Genomic DNA, 13,596 nt, shown 5'->3' with positions numbered 1-13,596 from the left:
CTTGGGGTCAATAAAGCGGTTAAAAACTGTGTTCTTTTAATGGGGCTTACGCCTCAATCTCGGCGCGCGCCGCTTCTTTTTTCACGCGATCGAGGGCCGCCTTGCGGCGTCTTACATGCATAAAACTTTCAGCGATCACAAGAAACGTGGCCATTCCGTAGGCACTCCAGACATAAAAGCCGTGACCGTCCATGTGCAGAAAATGCGTAATTGAAGTCCAGTCCATGTTACTTACCCTCCTTCACAAGCGCCTGTACCCACGTCTGCCGGCGTTCACGTTCCAGAATCATCGAGCGCGCACGCACAAAAGTTGAGGCAAAACTGTAGATCCAGAAGGCCACAACCATCAAAAGCAGCGTGTAGAGCATGATCGGAGCGATAGAAGAACCTTTGCTCGTGATCGAAGCGCCCTGATGCAGCGTGTTCCACCACTTCACCGAGAAATAAATGATCGGGACGTTCACAACGCCCACAATCGCGATCACGGCACAGGCCTTGTCGGCACGGCGGTGATCGGCAATCGCGCTCTGAAGCGCCAGAAAACCGAGGTAAAGAAAGAGAAGGATGAGTTCACTTGTCAGACGCGCGTCCCACACCCAGTGGGTTCCCCATGTGGGGCGTCCCCAGAAAGATCCCGAAAAAAGCGCAAGAAACGCCATCAGGGCCCCGGTGGGCGCCATCGCGGCCGAGAAAATCGAGCACATCTTGTTGTTGGTCACAAGCGCCGCAGCGGAAAAGACCGCCATCACAACATAGATGAGCATGCTCATCCAGGCACTTGCCACGTGAATAAAGATGATGCGGTAGGAGTTACCCTGCGTGGCGTCAATGGGGCAGACAAAAAAGCCGAGGTAAAACGCGACGGCGGCGCAGACAGCCGCAAGGCCGTAGAGCCACTTCACCGAATAACCCGCGGTACGGTAAAAACCTTCCGGGGTAAAAAATGCGTTCTTCATGCTTCTCCTTGATGGGGTGTAGTTTTACTGCAGTGAAATCCGAAGGGCGGCCGCCACCGCAAAGGGCGCTGCGGCAAGCGCAAAAAAGCTCAGTCCGGCGGTGACCATGAGGTAGGCCGCAGGGCTCACGCTGATGGCGACCTGCACGGTTGCGCCTGCGCCGAAAATCAAAACCGGAATGTAAAGCGGCAGCACCAAAAGGCTCGTTAAGACGGAACCAGCTCTGAGTCCCAGGGTGAGCGCCGCACCGATTGCCCCCACAAGACTTAAGACCGGTGTGCCGAGCAAAAGGGAAAACATCAGCACCGCCGTCTGATCAACCGGGAGGTCAAACAAAATACCGAAAACGGCCGCAAAAACCGTGATCGGAATCCCGGTGACGAGCCAGTGCGCAACGACTTTGCCGACCACGATGACGCTTAAGGGTTCGGCGGAAATAAGCATCTGCTCAAGCGTTCCGTCGGCGTAGTCCAGGGCAAAAATGCGCGGCAGCGACAAAAGAGCCGCCAAAAGAGCCGCCACCCACACCACGCCCGGGGCCATCGTTCTTAAGACGTTTTGTTCGGCTCCGACCCCGAGCGGCACCAGCGTCACGACGACCGCGAAAAAGAAGATCGTTTGAACAAGGTCGCTTTTTTGCCGCAGTGCAAGCATCAGGTCGCGGCGGACCACCGAGAGAAAGAGATTAAACATGATCACCTCCCCCGAGGCACGCCTGTGCCTTCTTTTTGCGTTTTGGGGCAAAGGCGGAGACGTCCACCGTGAGTTTCTTTTCCTCAGGGACGTCCACGGCACACTCCTGGTGGGTGGTGTAAATAACGATGCCGCCCGCCCTGACATGCCGGGCAACGGCGTCCGAAAGGTTCGCCACGCTCTGAACGTCAAGCGCCGTAAAGGGTTCATCCAGAATCCAGACGGGCTTCATTTCGCTCACAAAAAGGCGCGCAAGCGCCACGCGCCGCCTCTGCCCCTGGCTTAGTTCCCCGGTTGTATGTTCGGTGAAGTCTGTAAGTCCGACGGCGCCGAGCGCCTCGTTAATCTGACTGTCGGTGACAATGAGGTTTCCGAGCCGTGCGGCAATGCGCACATTTTCCCGGGCGCTCAGATCGTCCTTGACGCCGTTCATGTGGCCGATATAGACGAGATCTCGGTGAAAGTCTTCCCTGAGCTTTGTGATGGACTCGCCCTTATAGAGAATTTCGCCGGCGTCGGGAACCATAAGCCCCGTCAAAAGCCTCAGAAGGCTTGTTTTACCGGTGCCGTTTGCGCCGGCAAGGCGCACAAGCGTGCCCGGAGGCGCTTCAAACGCGAGCCCCCTGAAAAGCAGTCTCTCACCGCGCTCGAGCTCAAGACCGCAGACACTGAGCCCGTTGCGCGCAACAGCAGAATTTGACATAAATCCCGGGATCCTTCTTTTAGCGGCAGACAACCCCTTTTTGCATGGGCTTTGCTGAACGCTTATATCCGCCCGAAGGCAGACTTTCTGACTAGTCCGCTGAGTCTAGTCAAAACCGATTAACCAAATCTTACAAAAAACCCGGCCGAGGCCGGGTTTTTCGAATTTCGCATTTCCGCATCATCAAGACGCTGGTGTTCAGGCGCCCCTCGGTTCACGTCGACAAGAACACGCTGACATTTTTTCCCTGACGGCACTGTTTCAATTTCAACCATCAGCGGTCGGATTCGGGCACGTCTGTGCCCCGGCCCTTTTCAAAAAGAGTTGCCGGCTTCGGGAAAGCGTAAGGAGTGCAACCTTGTTCTGCATCCCCGGAGAGGCCGGAAAGAAGCGTTTTGGGAGCTTCACATCGCTGTGGAGTCCCAAGGTTGTTCGGGCGAAGAGCATTTAAAGAATCTGAAAGCCGACGAGATCATGGGTATTGATGTCGGCGAGAACAATATTGCGGCCGTCAGCATGGGCCGTATTTGGAAAGCAGGAGCATTAAAGGATAAAAGAGACCGATATATGAGTCAGAGAAAGCGTCTTCAGCGCAACGGCTCTCAGAGTGCCGGACAGCACCTAAAAAAAAGCCTCAGGCCGAGAAAGACGCCATGTGACGCATGTCAATAACGTTGTAAGCAAAGAGATTGTGCAGGAAGCCGCAAAGCGGGGTATCAAGTTAATCGCCCTGGAAGACCTAACGCATATCCGGGATCACATCAAGGCCGGGAAACGCATCAGAAGCCGACTGCACCGCTGGTCTTTCCGTGAGTTGCAGGAGATGATTGTTTACAAAGCGGCAGCCGCTGGAATCCGGTGTGTTTTCCTGGATCCGCGCTATACAAGCCAGACATGCTCACAGTGCGGGGCACCGGGCAAACGCCATAAGCACGGGTTTTGCTGCAGCCAATGTGGTCACCTTGCTCACAGCGACTTGAATGCGAGCCGCAACCTGCAGGGTCTGTGCCGACAGCTGTCAGCACAGGGGCTGATGTAAACCAGCCTTATGTTGGGCCGTGTGATGCGGTTACAATAAACCCCCCGTCTTCAGACGGGGGGTTGTTTACGTGTGTCTCCTCCCGGATGGGAAAGTCGTACTTCTTGTTGTCAGAGATTTTTTATTGGGGTTTACTGCGCCTGCGGGGCTCTCCGACACCGCCTTAAGCGCTGATTTCATGCCGAATTGTGTCTTTTCCCCGAAACGCCTGCCAAAGGACGATACCTTAAAGCGGGCTGAAAAATTAAGCTTGTCTATTAGTTATAAAGGATTAGTCAACCGTAAAACCTGTTTCGACCCAATAAATATGCACATTCGTACTTTTTTCCTGCCTGAAAAAAGAATCCTGCCTTAAGAATCGGTTGCCGCCCGTCCGAAGCTTAAAATCGGCCAAAAAAGCGCTTCATCCGACGGTTTTCCCGATACACGCACCATGTCACAGGCCAAGGAACTCAACCTTCTCGAGGGCTCCCTCTGGGACAAAATGATCATCATTGCGCTGCCGCTTGCCTTCACGGGCGTGCTGCAGCAGCTCTTTAATGCCGCCGACGTCGCTGTCCTCGGACACTACGTCTCAAGCGACGCAATGGCTGCCGTGGGAAACAACGTCCCGGTGATCGGTCTCATAGTGAGTCTGTGCATGGGACTTGCGCTCGGCGTTAACGTCGTGACGGCCCGCTACCTCGGAATGCGGCAGAAAAAACTCGCTTCTGAAAGCGTACACACGGCTTTTGCACTGTCGGTCGCCTTTGGCGTTGCCATTGCCCTTTTGGGGGAAATCTTCTGCGGCTTCATCATGGATGTGCTTGACGTCCCTGAGAGCGTTCTCGGGCACGCCGAAGACTACCTACGCGTCTACCTTGCGGGCATCCCTTTTATTGCGGTTTATAACTTCCTTGCTTCCGTCTTCAGAAGCAAGGGCGACACGAAAACCCCTTTGTGGGCGCTTTGCGCCGCAACGGTTTTTAATATTGCCGGAAACCTCTTTTTTGTTTTGGTCTGCGGCATGCAGGCCGGGGGCGTGGCGCTTGCGACGGCGCTTGCCAACGCTCTGGCCGCCGCCATTCTTGTGGTCTGCCTCATGCGGCGCGATGATGAATTAAGGCTCATCCCCGCCAGGCTTTTCACCGTCAACCGCACGGCACTGAAAAACATGGTGAGAATCGGGTGGCCCGCGGGACTGCAGAGTATGGTCTTTTCGCTTTCCAACCTCATCATTCAGGCGGCAATCAACAGTCTCGGACCTGACGCGATGGCAGGAAGCGTCGCAGCCTTTACGATTGAAATCAACGTTTACTGCTTTATCAATGCCTTTGGCCTCACGGCCACCACGTTCGTGAGCCAAAACTGGGGCGCGGGAAACCTCGCGCGCTGCCGGCGCGCCACCCTCATTTCCATGGGGCTTAACTTTGCGGCGACCTTCGTTCTCGTAGCCTTTATCTGGATTTTCGCAAGAGAACTTCTCGCCTGCTTTACGACCGATGAGTCCGTTATTGCGCTGGGGCTTACCCGCATCTTCTGGGTGGTGCTGCCCGAACCGGTTAACGTCATCATGGAAACCTTGTCTGACGCCATGCGCGGTTTCGGTTATTCACTGCCTCCGGCAGTGGTGACATTGGTGTGCATCTGCTCGATCCGCGTACTCTGGGTTGCAACACTTTTTGCCGCCGACCCTACCTACAACATGCTCATGGCCGTCTACCCCGCAAGCTGGGTGGTGACGACGCTGATGCTCTGGTGGCTTTACCGGCGTCACCAGAAAACACTTGAGACAAAAACCGCAGGCAGTTTCGATTAAGTCTAGAAACGTATCTGTTTTCGCGCCTTTCGTCAGGTCTGTTTCAGCGTGAGCAATACAATATGCAGACACCGTTATTTCGGACAATTCTGAATAACACCACAAATACAACCCCGCGTATTCATGGGAGAAAATAAGTTTATGCGCAGTGATCCGTTAACCAAGGGCATCAATGCCGCCCCGCAGCGTTCGCTTTTAAAGGCCCTGGGCCTGTGTGATGCCGAAATCGGCAAGCCTCTGATCGGCGTTGTGAGCTCCAAGAACGACATCGTTCCGGGCCACATGAATCTCGACAAAATTGTCGATGCCGTCAAGCAGGGCGTGGCTTTGGCGGGCGGCGTTCCGATTGTGTTCCCGGCAATTGCCGTCTGCGACGGCCTTGCGATGGGCCACGTCGGCATGAAGTACTCCCTGGTTTCGCGCGAACTCATTGCCGACTCCACCGAATCGATGGCAATGGCTCACCCCTTTGACGGCCTGGTGATGGTCGCTGCCTGCGACAAAAACGTCCCCGGGCTTCTGATGGCCGCCGCGCGCCTTAACATTCCTTCAATTGTGATCAGCGGCGGCGCAATGCTTGCCGGTCACTTTGAAGGCCACAAGGTCTCCTACTCCAACATCAGCGAAGCGGTGAGTCAGTTCCGAACCGGCAAGATCACGCCGATTCAGTTTGAAGACCTCGAAAACAAGGCTTGCCCGTCCTGCGGTTCCTGCTCGGGCATGTTTACCGCGAACTCCATGAACTGCCTCTCGGAAGTGCTCGGTATGGCGCTGCCCGGCAACGGCACGATTCCGGCCGTTTACTCCGCCCGCCTGCGCCTTGCCAAGGAAAGCGGCATGAAGATCATGGATCTCGTCCGTGACGACCTTAAGCCCCGCGACATCATGACGCGCGACGCGTTTATGAACGCGCTTGCCATTGACATGGCACTCGGCTGCTCAACGAACTCCATGCTGCACCTGCCCGCCATCGCGCACGAATGCGGCATTGATCTTGATCTCTCGGTCGCAAACGAAATCAGCAAGCACACCCCGAACCTCTGCCACCTCGCTCCGGCCGGCAACCACTACATCGAGGAACTCGATGAAGCGGGCGGCATCCGCGCGGTGATGGCTGAAATCGCCAAGCTCGGGTTCTTAAAGACCGATCTGATGACTGTCACCGGCAAGACCGTTGCCGAAAACATCAAGGGCGCGCAGATTCTCAACACCGAGATCATTCACACCGTTGATAACCCCATCAGCAAGGAAGGCGGCATTGCTGTTTTGAAGGGCAACCTCGCTCCCGAAGGGTCTGTGGTGAAGCGCTCGGCCGTGGCTCCTGAAATGATGCATCACAAGGGCAAGGCCCGCGTCTTTGACTGCGAAGAAGATGCGCTTAACGCCATCTACGGCGGCAAGATCAACGCCGGCGAAGTCGTCGTGATCCGCTACGAAGGCCCCAAGGGCGGCCCCGGCATGCGCGAAATGCTCAACCCCACCTCCGCCATTATGGGTTCGGGCCTCGGCAACTGCGTGGCTCTCATCACCGACGGACGCTTCTCCGGCGCCACCCGCGGTGCCGCCATCGGTCACGTCTCGCCGGAAGCTGCTGTGGGCGGCCCCATTGCGCTCATCAAGGAAGGCGACATGATCGAAATCGACATTCCCGCCAACACGATCAGCGTGGATGTGTCGGACGAAGAAATGACGAAGCGCCGTGCCGAATGGAAGCCGAGAACGCCGCGCGTGAACACGGGCTATCTCGCCCGCTACGCCAAGCTTGTGAGTTCGGGCTGCAAGGGTGCCGTGCTGAGTTAATTTCAGAGGGCTTCTTGGAAAAAGAGGACGTCTTTACGGGCGTCCTCTTTTTTTGCGTCAGGCTTTGGCCGGATAGTGTCTGGCGCCGAAAATCGCGCTGCCGACGCGAACCTCGGTGCTTCCGGCCTCAACAGCCTCCGTCATATCCGCGCTCATTCCCATGGAAAGCGTGTCAAAGCCGTAACGGTCTTTGAGCCCGTCAAAAAGCGCACGCATGGCAATAAGGGGCTTCATCTTTTCTTCCCGGGTGTCAGCGGGCGCCGGAATCGTCATGAGCCCTCTGAGTTTGAGCCGTGGAAGCGCTCTCACGGATTCAATCAGAGCGGGAAGATCGTCGGGCACAACACCGCTTTTACTGGCTTCGCCGTCAATATTGACTTCAATGAGCAGATTTAACGGCGGCAGATTTTCGGGCCTCTGGTCATTTAAACGCTGCGCGATTTTTAAGCGGTCAACACTTTCCACCCAGTCAAAATGCTCGGCCACAGGGCGCGTTTTGTTGGACTGCAGCGGCCCGATAAAGTGCCAGACAATCCCTGAGTCAGGCCTCTTTTCCTTAAACCACTCTATCTTTTCCACACCTTCCTGCACATAGTTTTCGCCGAACGCTTTCTGGCCCGCAGCAAGCGCAACATCCACGGCTTCAGCGGGAAACGTTTTTGAAACCGCGAGCAATACGACACTTCTGCCGCAGGTATTCGCGGCCGCTTCGAGCCTTTCACAGACACGGGCAAGGTTTTCGGGAATTCGGGAAAAATCAGACATAACAGTTACTCAAGAATCAGCCTGGGGCGCGGCATCGGTCCAAGGCGCCGCCACGCGGGCATTGTAGTAAGACTCAAGCCCGAGAGACTGCAGTATGCGGTCCATTTTTGTGTCGGCGGGCGCCGTAATGTCCAGGCGTTCACCGGTGACGGGATGCGTGAGCGCCAGGCGCGCGCAGTGCAGAAACATCCTCTGCTCTCCCCAATACGCCGCAAGCGTGCGGTTTAAGGCGCCTTTACCGTAGGTGGAGTCGCCGATCACCGGGTGGGCGATATGCTTTAAATGCCGGCGGATCTGATGCCTGCGGCCGGTTTCGGGTTCGGCCCCCAAAAGCGTCACCCGCACCGAGGCAAAATCCCCGAACGCAACCGGCACCTCAGTGCGCGCCCAGGGCTCAATATCCGTTACCGCTGGCTGCGCTTCGGTTTTCTGGGTCCTCAGATACGGATCACGCACGGGCTTTAAGGCGTAATCAATGCGGCAGGGTTCATTGATCCAGCCGCGCACCAGCACCGCGTAGCGCTTTCTCACGACCCCGGTCTCAAACTGACGGGCAACGGTTGCCGCCGTTTCCGGATCAAAGGAAAAAATGAGAACACCGGAAGTCCCTCTGTCCAGGCGGTGCGCGGCATAAACGCGGCGCCCGAAAAGATCCCGAGCCTGCTGCAGCGCAAAGTCCTCCGCGTCGGGTGCCACCTCGCTGCGGTGCACGAGAAGTCCCGCCGGTTTCATGACGATCCCGAGCACTTCATCGGTGTAAAGCGGCACCACCCGCGGTGCCGACGGTTTTTCTTCCGGCGGTAACGACAAAACTGACTCCGTCACAAAACAAAGAAAATGCTGTCTGCCTTTTAGCCGCACACGAAAAAACTGTCAAGCCCGTCGGGGCGAAAATGAAATTTCCCGCGATATCAGCCCCCTGAGTTTTCCACCATTTTCCACTGTTTGTGTGGAGATCTCAGAGGAGCTGAAAAAATTTCACACAAATTCAGCCGGTTTCTGTTGTGCCTATTTTTTAAGCACGCAGCAATATCTTGTTTCCGTTGTGCAGGTTATGCCATCTAGGTATTTTCCCTGAAATTCTGACGTGATTTTTTCCTGCCGCAAAATAACCGTCTCCTTTATCGGGAACACTTACTCCCGATGGCTGAGGGAAGAAACCAAAAACGGCACCAACGGAGTATTTACACCCCTTTCTCACTGCATCAGAATGATTGGCACTACATCCGAAACAAACGGGTCATTCATGGCAGTCAAACTTAACGCCCCCACCGCGGAACTCGTGCGCATCAACGTCGATGAGCACCCGCTTTTTAAGCGCATCTGGGACGACAAAACGATTACACGCATCACGGACGCAAACGCTGAAACCGTCACAAAAGCTCAGGGACTTTCCGCGCTTTGTATTGTCGACGACCCCGTGATGTACAAGGAAACACTCGATATGGCCGTGATCGGCCCGGAGCTCTTTAATCTTTTCGGCGGCACTCTCACGGCGCAGGGCTTTACCGATCCGGCCTTCGGGCGCCGCATCGCCAACACGCTCGGCATCCGCAGGCTGCCGGCGCTTGCGGTCTTTCGCTTCGGCGAAATGATGGGTGCAATTGAAGGCCTTCAGGACTGGGACGTCTATGAGGCAAAACTTGTTGAGATTCTGACCGGTGAGACGGCGCAGCCCAAGCGTAAGATTGTGATCGGCAACGCCTGAACGAAAGCCCTCCGGGAAATCGATTTTTAAAACAGTCATTAAAAGGAAGCGCATGCCGCACAACATCACGGATTCGGCCTGGACCGGTCCCGATCTGAAACCTGAAGAGGAAAAACGCGCCGCTCAAAAGACGCTGGCAGTTCTGGAAGAAATGGCGGACGTCTTTAAAAAGGCGGGAGAGGACACGAAAAACGAACTGCACTGGATCACGGATCTGGGGCGGCTTGACGCCGGCACCAACCGCTTCTTAAAGCAGACGCTCGGCAGGGGGGAAGTCAAAATTTCTCTGTGCGGGGGTGAAGCCGTCGCGGAAGAAACCGAGATCCCCGCGGTCTGGCGGCTCACGATCGGCGAGCAGACGAGTCTTGTGGCCGCACTGCTGCCGCGCTGCGTGACAACGCTACTTGAGACCGGCAACACCGACATTAAGGAACCGGAAAAAAAGCCCGACGGCCTTTTTGCCGCGGGCCCCGTGCTCTCCGAACTCAGACAGGCCTTAAAGGACGCCGATCTCACAAAGATTCCGGAGTTGCCCGACCATCAGATTGATCTGTCACGCCAGCCCTTAAACCCCGCGGACATGAATTACATTCTCACCACGCTCGGGGAAGGCAAGGTCGACATCGAACTTTCCGGCTTTGCCAAAAGCCGTATTCAGGCTTCCCGCGTCAAAGGCATCTGGCGCAGCCGCATTCTCAACAATGCCGGCAAAACCCTGATGGACAGCCTGGTGGTGGCGCTTATTCCGCCTGAAGTCCCCGCGGGCCGCGAAGATATTCCGACCTCAGAAGCCAAACTGCGGGAACTTGCCGACTGGATCCGCCGCGACATGGCGCGCGGCGCGATCGGTTAAGGAGGTAAGCCGTGACGGAATTTGTGAGTTCTGAAGAGGTCCAGAAGCGCCTGGATGCGCAGCGCGCTAAACGCATTGCCGCAAGCGGACGCATGCAGTGCAAGGTCTGCTGGTACATCTATGATCCGGCCGAAGGGTGCCCCGAGACGCAGACGCCCCCGGGCACCCCCTTTTCGGAACTGCCCGAATGGTGGAGCTGCCCGCACTGCGACACACCTGCGGCGCTTTTTCTCCCGGTCCCCGAGGACGAAACCGACAGTGCGGCAGACACCTCCAGCGAGGCAACCGATGGAAATCAAACCCGTTGAACTCGTCCGCAAGCCCAAGCCCTTTGACAGGGATGAGGCCGCGCGCGCCTACGATCGGTCACATACCGGGCAGACACCCCGTCCGGTCTTTATCCGTGAGGAAGGACGCCTCAGGGTCTTTCAGCAGGATCCGGCCCCCTTTTACGAGGCCGGTTTCCGGGAAATTCTCGCCACGCGAATGCGGGGACTGCCGATTCTCAATCCCCGCATGAATGTGAAGGTTCTGCCTTTTAAGCGGATCGGTCCGCACTGGTTCGGTGTGGCGGTGACCCCGTGGTCGGTGCAGGCGGTGCTTGCCTGCGGCGACAAGGCCCGCTGGAAACCGGTCGCGGCCGGTGCGGAAATCGATATTCCGCTCCCCTCGGGTCCCTTTACGTTTCTAGGCGTTGCCGACAGTGTGCTCGGGCAGTACTTAATGTGTTCACTGAAAAGCCCGGTCACTGATTTTGCCGATCAGGCCGCGGCCGAAGCCTTTGCCGGTGTGTGCCTGCAATTGATGCTTTCCAAAAAGAAAGAGGACGTGCCCGAAGACGAGCCCGGGGAAAAGCTCACGCCCGCCAGACCGGTTAAACCGGCCAAAAGCCTCTCGGATCCGGTGACGCGCCGTGCGCTTTTTTCTGACTTTACCGACGGAGGAGCCGATGAGTCTCACTGATGCCGCGGTGGATATCACCGTCACGGTCCGCGAGGACAACACCGTCGCGGTACGCACGGTTTCCGAGCGCGACGATACGGTAGCCAAAACGCTCACCGGTTCGTCGGTTTCCTCGGCCGCACCCAAGCTTCTTCTCTCCTCGGTCTACGCGCTCTGCCCTCAGGCCCATCTGGCGGCCTGGGAGGCGGCCTCTGCCCGGGCTGCCGCCAAGGCAATGCCTGAGAACGCCCAAAGGGTTGCCGCCGAAACGGCTGCCGAACATTTGCGGTTTCTCGCGTTTGACGCGCCGAGAGCCGTGGGGCTTAAACCCGCGCATGACGTGCGGCGTCTGGGGACACTGCGCACCCTGATGACGCAGGAATTTTCCGCAGTCAAACCGGATTTTGCGAAAATCCGCGCGGCACTGACCGCTGAAACCGAACACTTCGTCACGGGTCCTGCCGCGGGCTTTAATGCGCTTGATTCAATTCCTGACTTTGAGTCCTGGATCACGCACGGGCAGACCCCGGCCGCGCAGCTTTTCTCCGCGCTTTGGGAGCAGGTCCCCTCCCGCGGGATTCTCACGACACCCGCACTGGATCCTCATTCGCCGGCGGACGCTGAAACGTGGTTTACGCCGCAGTTTTCCGCGCAAAACCCCACGGTCAGAGGCAAACCCCGCATGACCGGGGCTCTGACGCGCTGGAAATCGCACCCCCTCATTGCCGATCTGGATGAGCTCTACTGCTGCTCGGTGAGAACGCTTTTTGTGGCGCGCCTGATTGAAATCATCCGGGTGCTTACGGACTGGGCCAAAACCTTTGATTTTGTCCGGGCTGCCGCGGTTGCCGCCGACACGGGGGTGGCACTGGTGCAGTCCGCGAGGGGGCTTTTGACGCACCGCATCAGACTTGCCCGCGACTTAAACCGCGTAGAGTCCGTCGTGATCGCTGCGCCCACGGAATGGAACTTTGCCCGGCACGGCGCAGCTGAGGAGGCGCTCTCTAAAATCGAATTCTTCTCGGAAGAAGACTACCGGCGCCAGGCCGCCTGGATGCTCGCGGGGATCGATGCCTGCGTACCGTGCCGCCTGCACTTTGAGATGCCGCAAACCAACGGCACCACGGATGAGGCGAGCGCTCATGCATGAACTTTCCATTGCTGAAGGCATTGTTGAGGCCGTGGAAAAAACGGCGGCCGCTCAGGCTATTGACCGCGTGCTTTCCGTGCGGGTTGCCGTCGGGGAACTCGCGGGCGTGGATATTGAGGCCCTGAAATTTGCCTGGCTCTCAGTAACGCGCGAGGGCCTTTTAAAGGGCGCGGGCCTTACGATTGAAACACCCCCGGGGCAAGCCTGGTGCCTGGACTGCGGCAAAGAAGTTCCCCTGCACCGGCACGGCGAACCCTGCCCCGAATGCGGGGGTTACCATCTCACGGCAACGCAGGGGCATGAACTGCGCGTATTGGATTTTGAAGTTCCTGAATAGATTTTGGAGAAAAACGTTATGTGCACAACCTGCGGCTGCGGCGGCAGCCATACCCACACCCACGTGGATGAACACGGTAACGTCGTCACCCACACGCACGGACCGCATGACCACGATCACACGCATGAGCATCATGACCACGATCACGCGCATGAACACAGTCATGCCGCCTCCCGCACGGTGACCGTGGAGGAAGACATCCTCGCGCGCAACAACCGGGAAGCCGAAAAACTCCGGGAAGAATTCCGCCGCCACAAAATCCTCGCATTGAATTTTGTGAGCTCTCCGGGATCAGGAAAAACTGAACTTTTGTCCGCCACTGTCCGTGCACGCAAAGAAGGTGACCCCGTGATGAACGTCATCGAAGGGGATCTGCAAACCGACAACGACGCAAGCCGCATCCGTGAAGCGGGAGCCCGAGCCGTGCAGATTAATACCGGCAAAGGCTGTCACCTCGATGCCGAACAGGTGACGCTTGCCGTGAAGTCGCTGTCTCCGCAGGACAACTCCGTCCTTTTCATCGAAAACGTCGGCAACCTCGTGTGCCCTGCGGAGTTTGACCTCGGTGAGGCCCACAAGGTCGTGGTGATTTCCGTTACCGAAGGCGAAGATAAACCCCTTAAATACCCCGACATGTTTGCAGCGGCCGATCTGATGATCATCAATAAGATTGATCTTGCGCCCTACGTGAAATTTGATCTCGATAAATGCGAGGAGAACGCGCGCCGCGTCAACCCCCGCATTCAGTCGCTGCGGGTTTCGGCCACTACCGGGGAGGGGCTTGAAAAGTGGCTTGCGTGGCTTAAGGCCCAATACACGCTCGCAACCCTTTAAGCCGGGCGGCAAAGGACG

General features: G+C 57.1%; 15 protein-coding genes and 1 pseudogene. 10 read left to right on the top strand and 6 right to left on the bottom strand.

From position 1 onward, the window contains the following. Positions 1-46: 46 nt before the first annotated feature. Genes ccmD through ccmA form a run of 4 tightly spaced genes read right to left on the bottom strand, consistent with a single transcriptional unit; the run spans position 47 to position 2,352 of the window. A complete protein-coding gene (gene ccmD / locus BQ7486_RS10260) occupies positions 47-226 on the bottom strand; it encodes a heme exporter protein CcmD (protein ID WP_074009933.1) in 180 nt (59 codons plus the stop codon). 1 nt (position 227) lies between these two features. Beyond that, positions 228-956 carry a heme ABC transporter permease CcmC gene (gene ccmC / locus BQ7486_RS10255; RefSeq protein ID WP_074009932.1) on the bottom strand — a complete coding sequence of 243 codons (729 nt, stop codon included), beginning with the start codon at positions 954-956 and terminating at the stop codon, positions 228-230. 24 nt (positions 957-980) lie between these two features. Continuing rightward, complete coding sequence (ccmB, locus tag BQ7486_RS10250; protein ID WP_022373827.1) at positions 981-1,649, bottom strand: heme exporter protein CcmB; 669 nt, start codon at positions 1,647-1,649, stop codon at positions 981-983. Further along, positions 1,642-2,352 (bottom strand): cytochrome c biogenesis heme-transporting ATPase CcmA, encoded by a 711-nt coding sequence (ccmA, locus tag BQ7486_RS10245; protein ID WP_074009931.1) that lies wholly within the window; start codon positions 2,350-2,352, stop codon positions 1,642-1,644. The genes ccmB and ccmA overlap by 8 nt, the downstream gene beginning before the upstream one ends. Positions 2,353-2,992: 640 nt before the next feature. On the opposite strand from ccmA, the pseudogene BQ7486_RS11795 reads away from it, so the two are divergent. The 3 genes and pseudogenes from BQ7486_RS11795 to ilvD form a co-directional block, all read left to right on the top strand. Then, positions 2,993-3,391, top strand: a pseudogene (locus BQ7486_RS11795) (RNA-guided endonuclease TnpB family protein); the annotation flags it as partial. A gap of 433 nt (positions 3,392-3,824) precedes the next feature. After that, entirely contained in the window at positions 3,825-5,189 is a 1,365-nt protein-coding gene (locus BQ7486_RS10230; RefSeq protein ID WP_074009928.1) for an MATE family efflux transporter, read from the top strand. A 141-nt stretch (positions 5,190-5,330) separates the two neighbouring features. Next, positions 5,331-6,989 carry a dihydroxy-acid dehydratase gene (gene ilvD, locus BQ7486_RS10225; RefSeq protein WP_074010135.1) on the top strand — a complete coding sequence of 553 codons (1,659 nt, stop codon included), beginning with the start codon at positions 5,331-5,333 and terminating at the stop codon, positions 6,987-6,989. Between the two features lie 57 nt (positions 6,990-7,046). Here ilvD and BQ7486_RS10220 read toward each other — a convergent pair whose 3' ends face one another. Both BQ7486_RS10220 and BQ7486_RS10215 read right to left on the bottom strand, forming a co-directional pair. Next, a complete protein-coding gene (locus BQ7486_RS10220) occupies positions 7,047-7,754 on the bottom strand; it encodes a YggS family pyridoxal phosphate-dependent enzyme (protein ID WP_074009927.1) in 708 nt (235 codons plus the stop codon). Positions 7,755-7,763: 9 nt separating this feature from the next. Further along, positions 7,764-8,564, bottom strand: a complete 801-nt coding sequence (locus BQ7486_RS10215; RefSeq protein WP_022373442.1) for a pseudouridine synthase — start codon at positions 8,562-8,564, stop codon at positions 7,764-7,766. Between the two features lie 436 nt (positions 8,565-9,000). Here BQ7486_RS10215 and BQ7486_RS10210 point away from each other — a divergent pair, with 436 nt between their 5' ends. From BQ7486_RS10210 to hypB, 7 genes are read left to right on the top strand one after another with little or no spacing between them, the layout of a single operon-like run. Further along, entirely contained in the window at positions 9,001-9,462 is a 462-nt protein-coding gene (locus BQ7486_RS10210) for a thioredoxin domain-containing protein (RefSeq protein WP_074010133.1), read from the top strand. Positions 9,463-9,514: 52 nt separating this feature from the next. Beyond that, entirely contained in the window at positions 9,515-10,315 is an 801-nt protein-coding gene (locus BQ7486_RS10205) for a hydrogenase expression/formation C-terminal domain-containing protein (protein ID WP_022373440.1), read from the top strand. An 11-nt stretch (positions 10,316-10,326) separates the two neighbouring features. Then, positions 10,327-10,623 (top strand): rubredoxin, encoded by a 297-nt coding sequence (locus BQ7486_RS10200; protein WP_022373439.1) that lies wholly within the window; start codon positions 10,327-10,329, stop codon positions 10,621-10,623. Then, positions 10,604-11,278 carry a [NiFe]-hydrogenase assembly chaperone HybE gene (hybE, locus tag BQ7486_RS10195; protein ID WP_074009926.1) on the top strand — a complete coding sequence of 225 codons (675 nt, stop codon included), beginning with the start codon at positions 10,604-10,606 and terminating at the stop codon, positions 11,276-11,278. The genes BQ7486_RS10200 and hybE overlap by 20 nt, the downstream gene beginning before the upstream one ends. Then, on the top strand, positions 11,265-12,407 hold the full coding sequence (locus BQ7486_RS10190) for a hypothetical protein (protein ID WP_074009925.1): 1,143 nt from the start codon (positions 11,265-11,267) through the stop codon (positions 12,405-12,407). The genes hybE and BQ7486_RS10190 overlap by 14 nt, the downstream gene beginning before the upstream one ends. Further along, complete coding sequence (locus BQ7486_RS10185; protein ID WP_074010132.1) at positions 12,400-12,744, top strand: hydrogenase maturation nickel metallochaperone HypA/HybF; 345 nt, start codon at positions 12,400-12,402, stop codon at positions 12,742-12,744. The genes BQ7486_RS10190 and BQ7486_RS10185 overlap by 8 nt, the downstream gene beginning before the upstream one ends. Before the next feature lie 18 nt (positions 12,745-12,762). Then, on the top strand, positions 12,763-13,578 hold the full coding sequence (hypB, locus tag BQ7486_RS10180; protein WP_022373435.1) for a hydrogenase nickel incorporation protein HypB: 816 nt from the start codon (positions 12,763-12,765) through the stop codon (positions 13,576-13,578). Positions 13,579-13,596: the final 18 nt, after the last annotated feature.

The organism is Duodenibacillus massiliensis, assembly GCF_900128485.1.
GTDB lineage: Bacteria > Pseudomonadota > Gammaproteobacteria > Burkholderiales > Burkholderiaceae_F > Duodenibacillus > Duodenibacillus massiliensis.
This window is presented reverse-complemented; position numbering and strand designations above follow the sequence as displayed.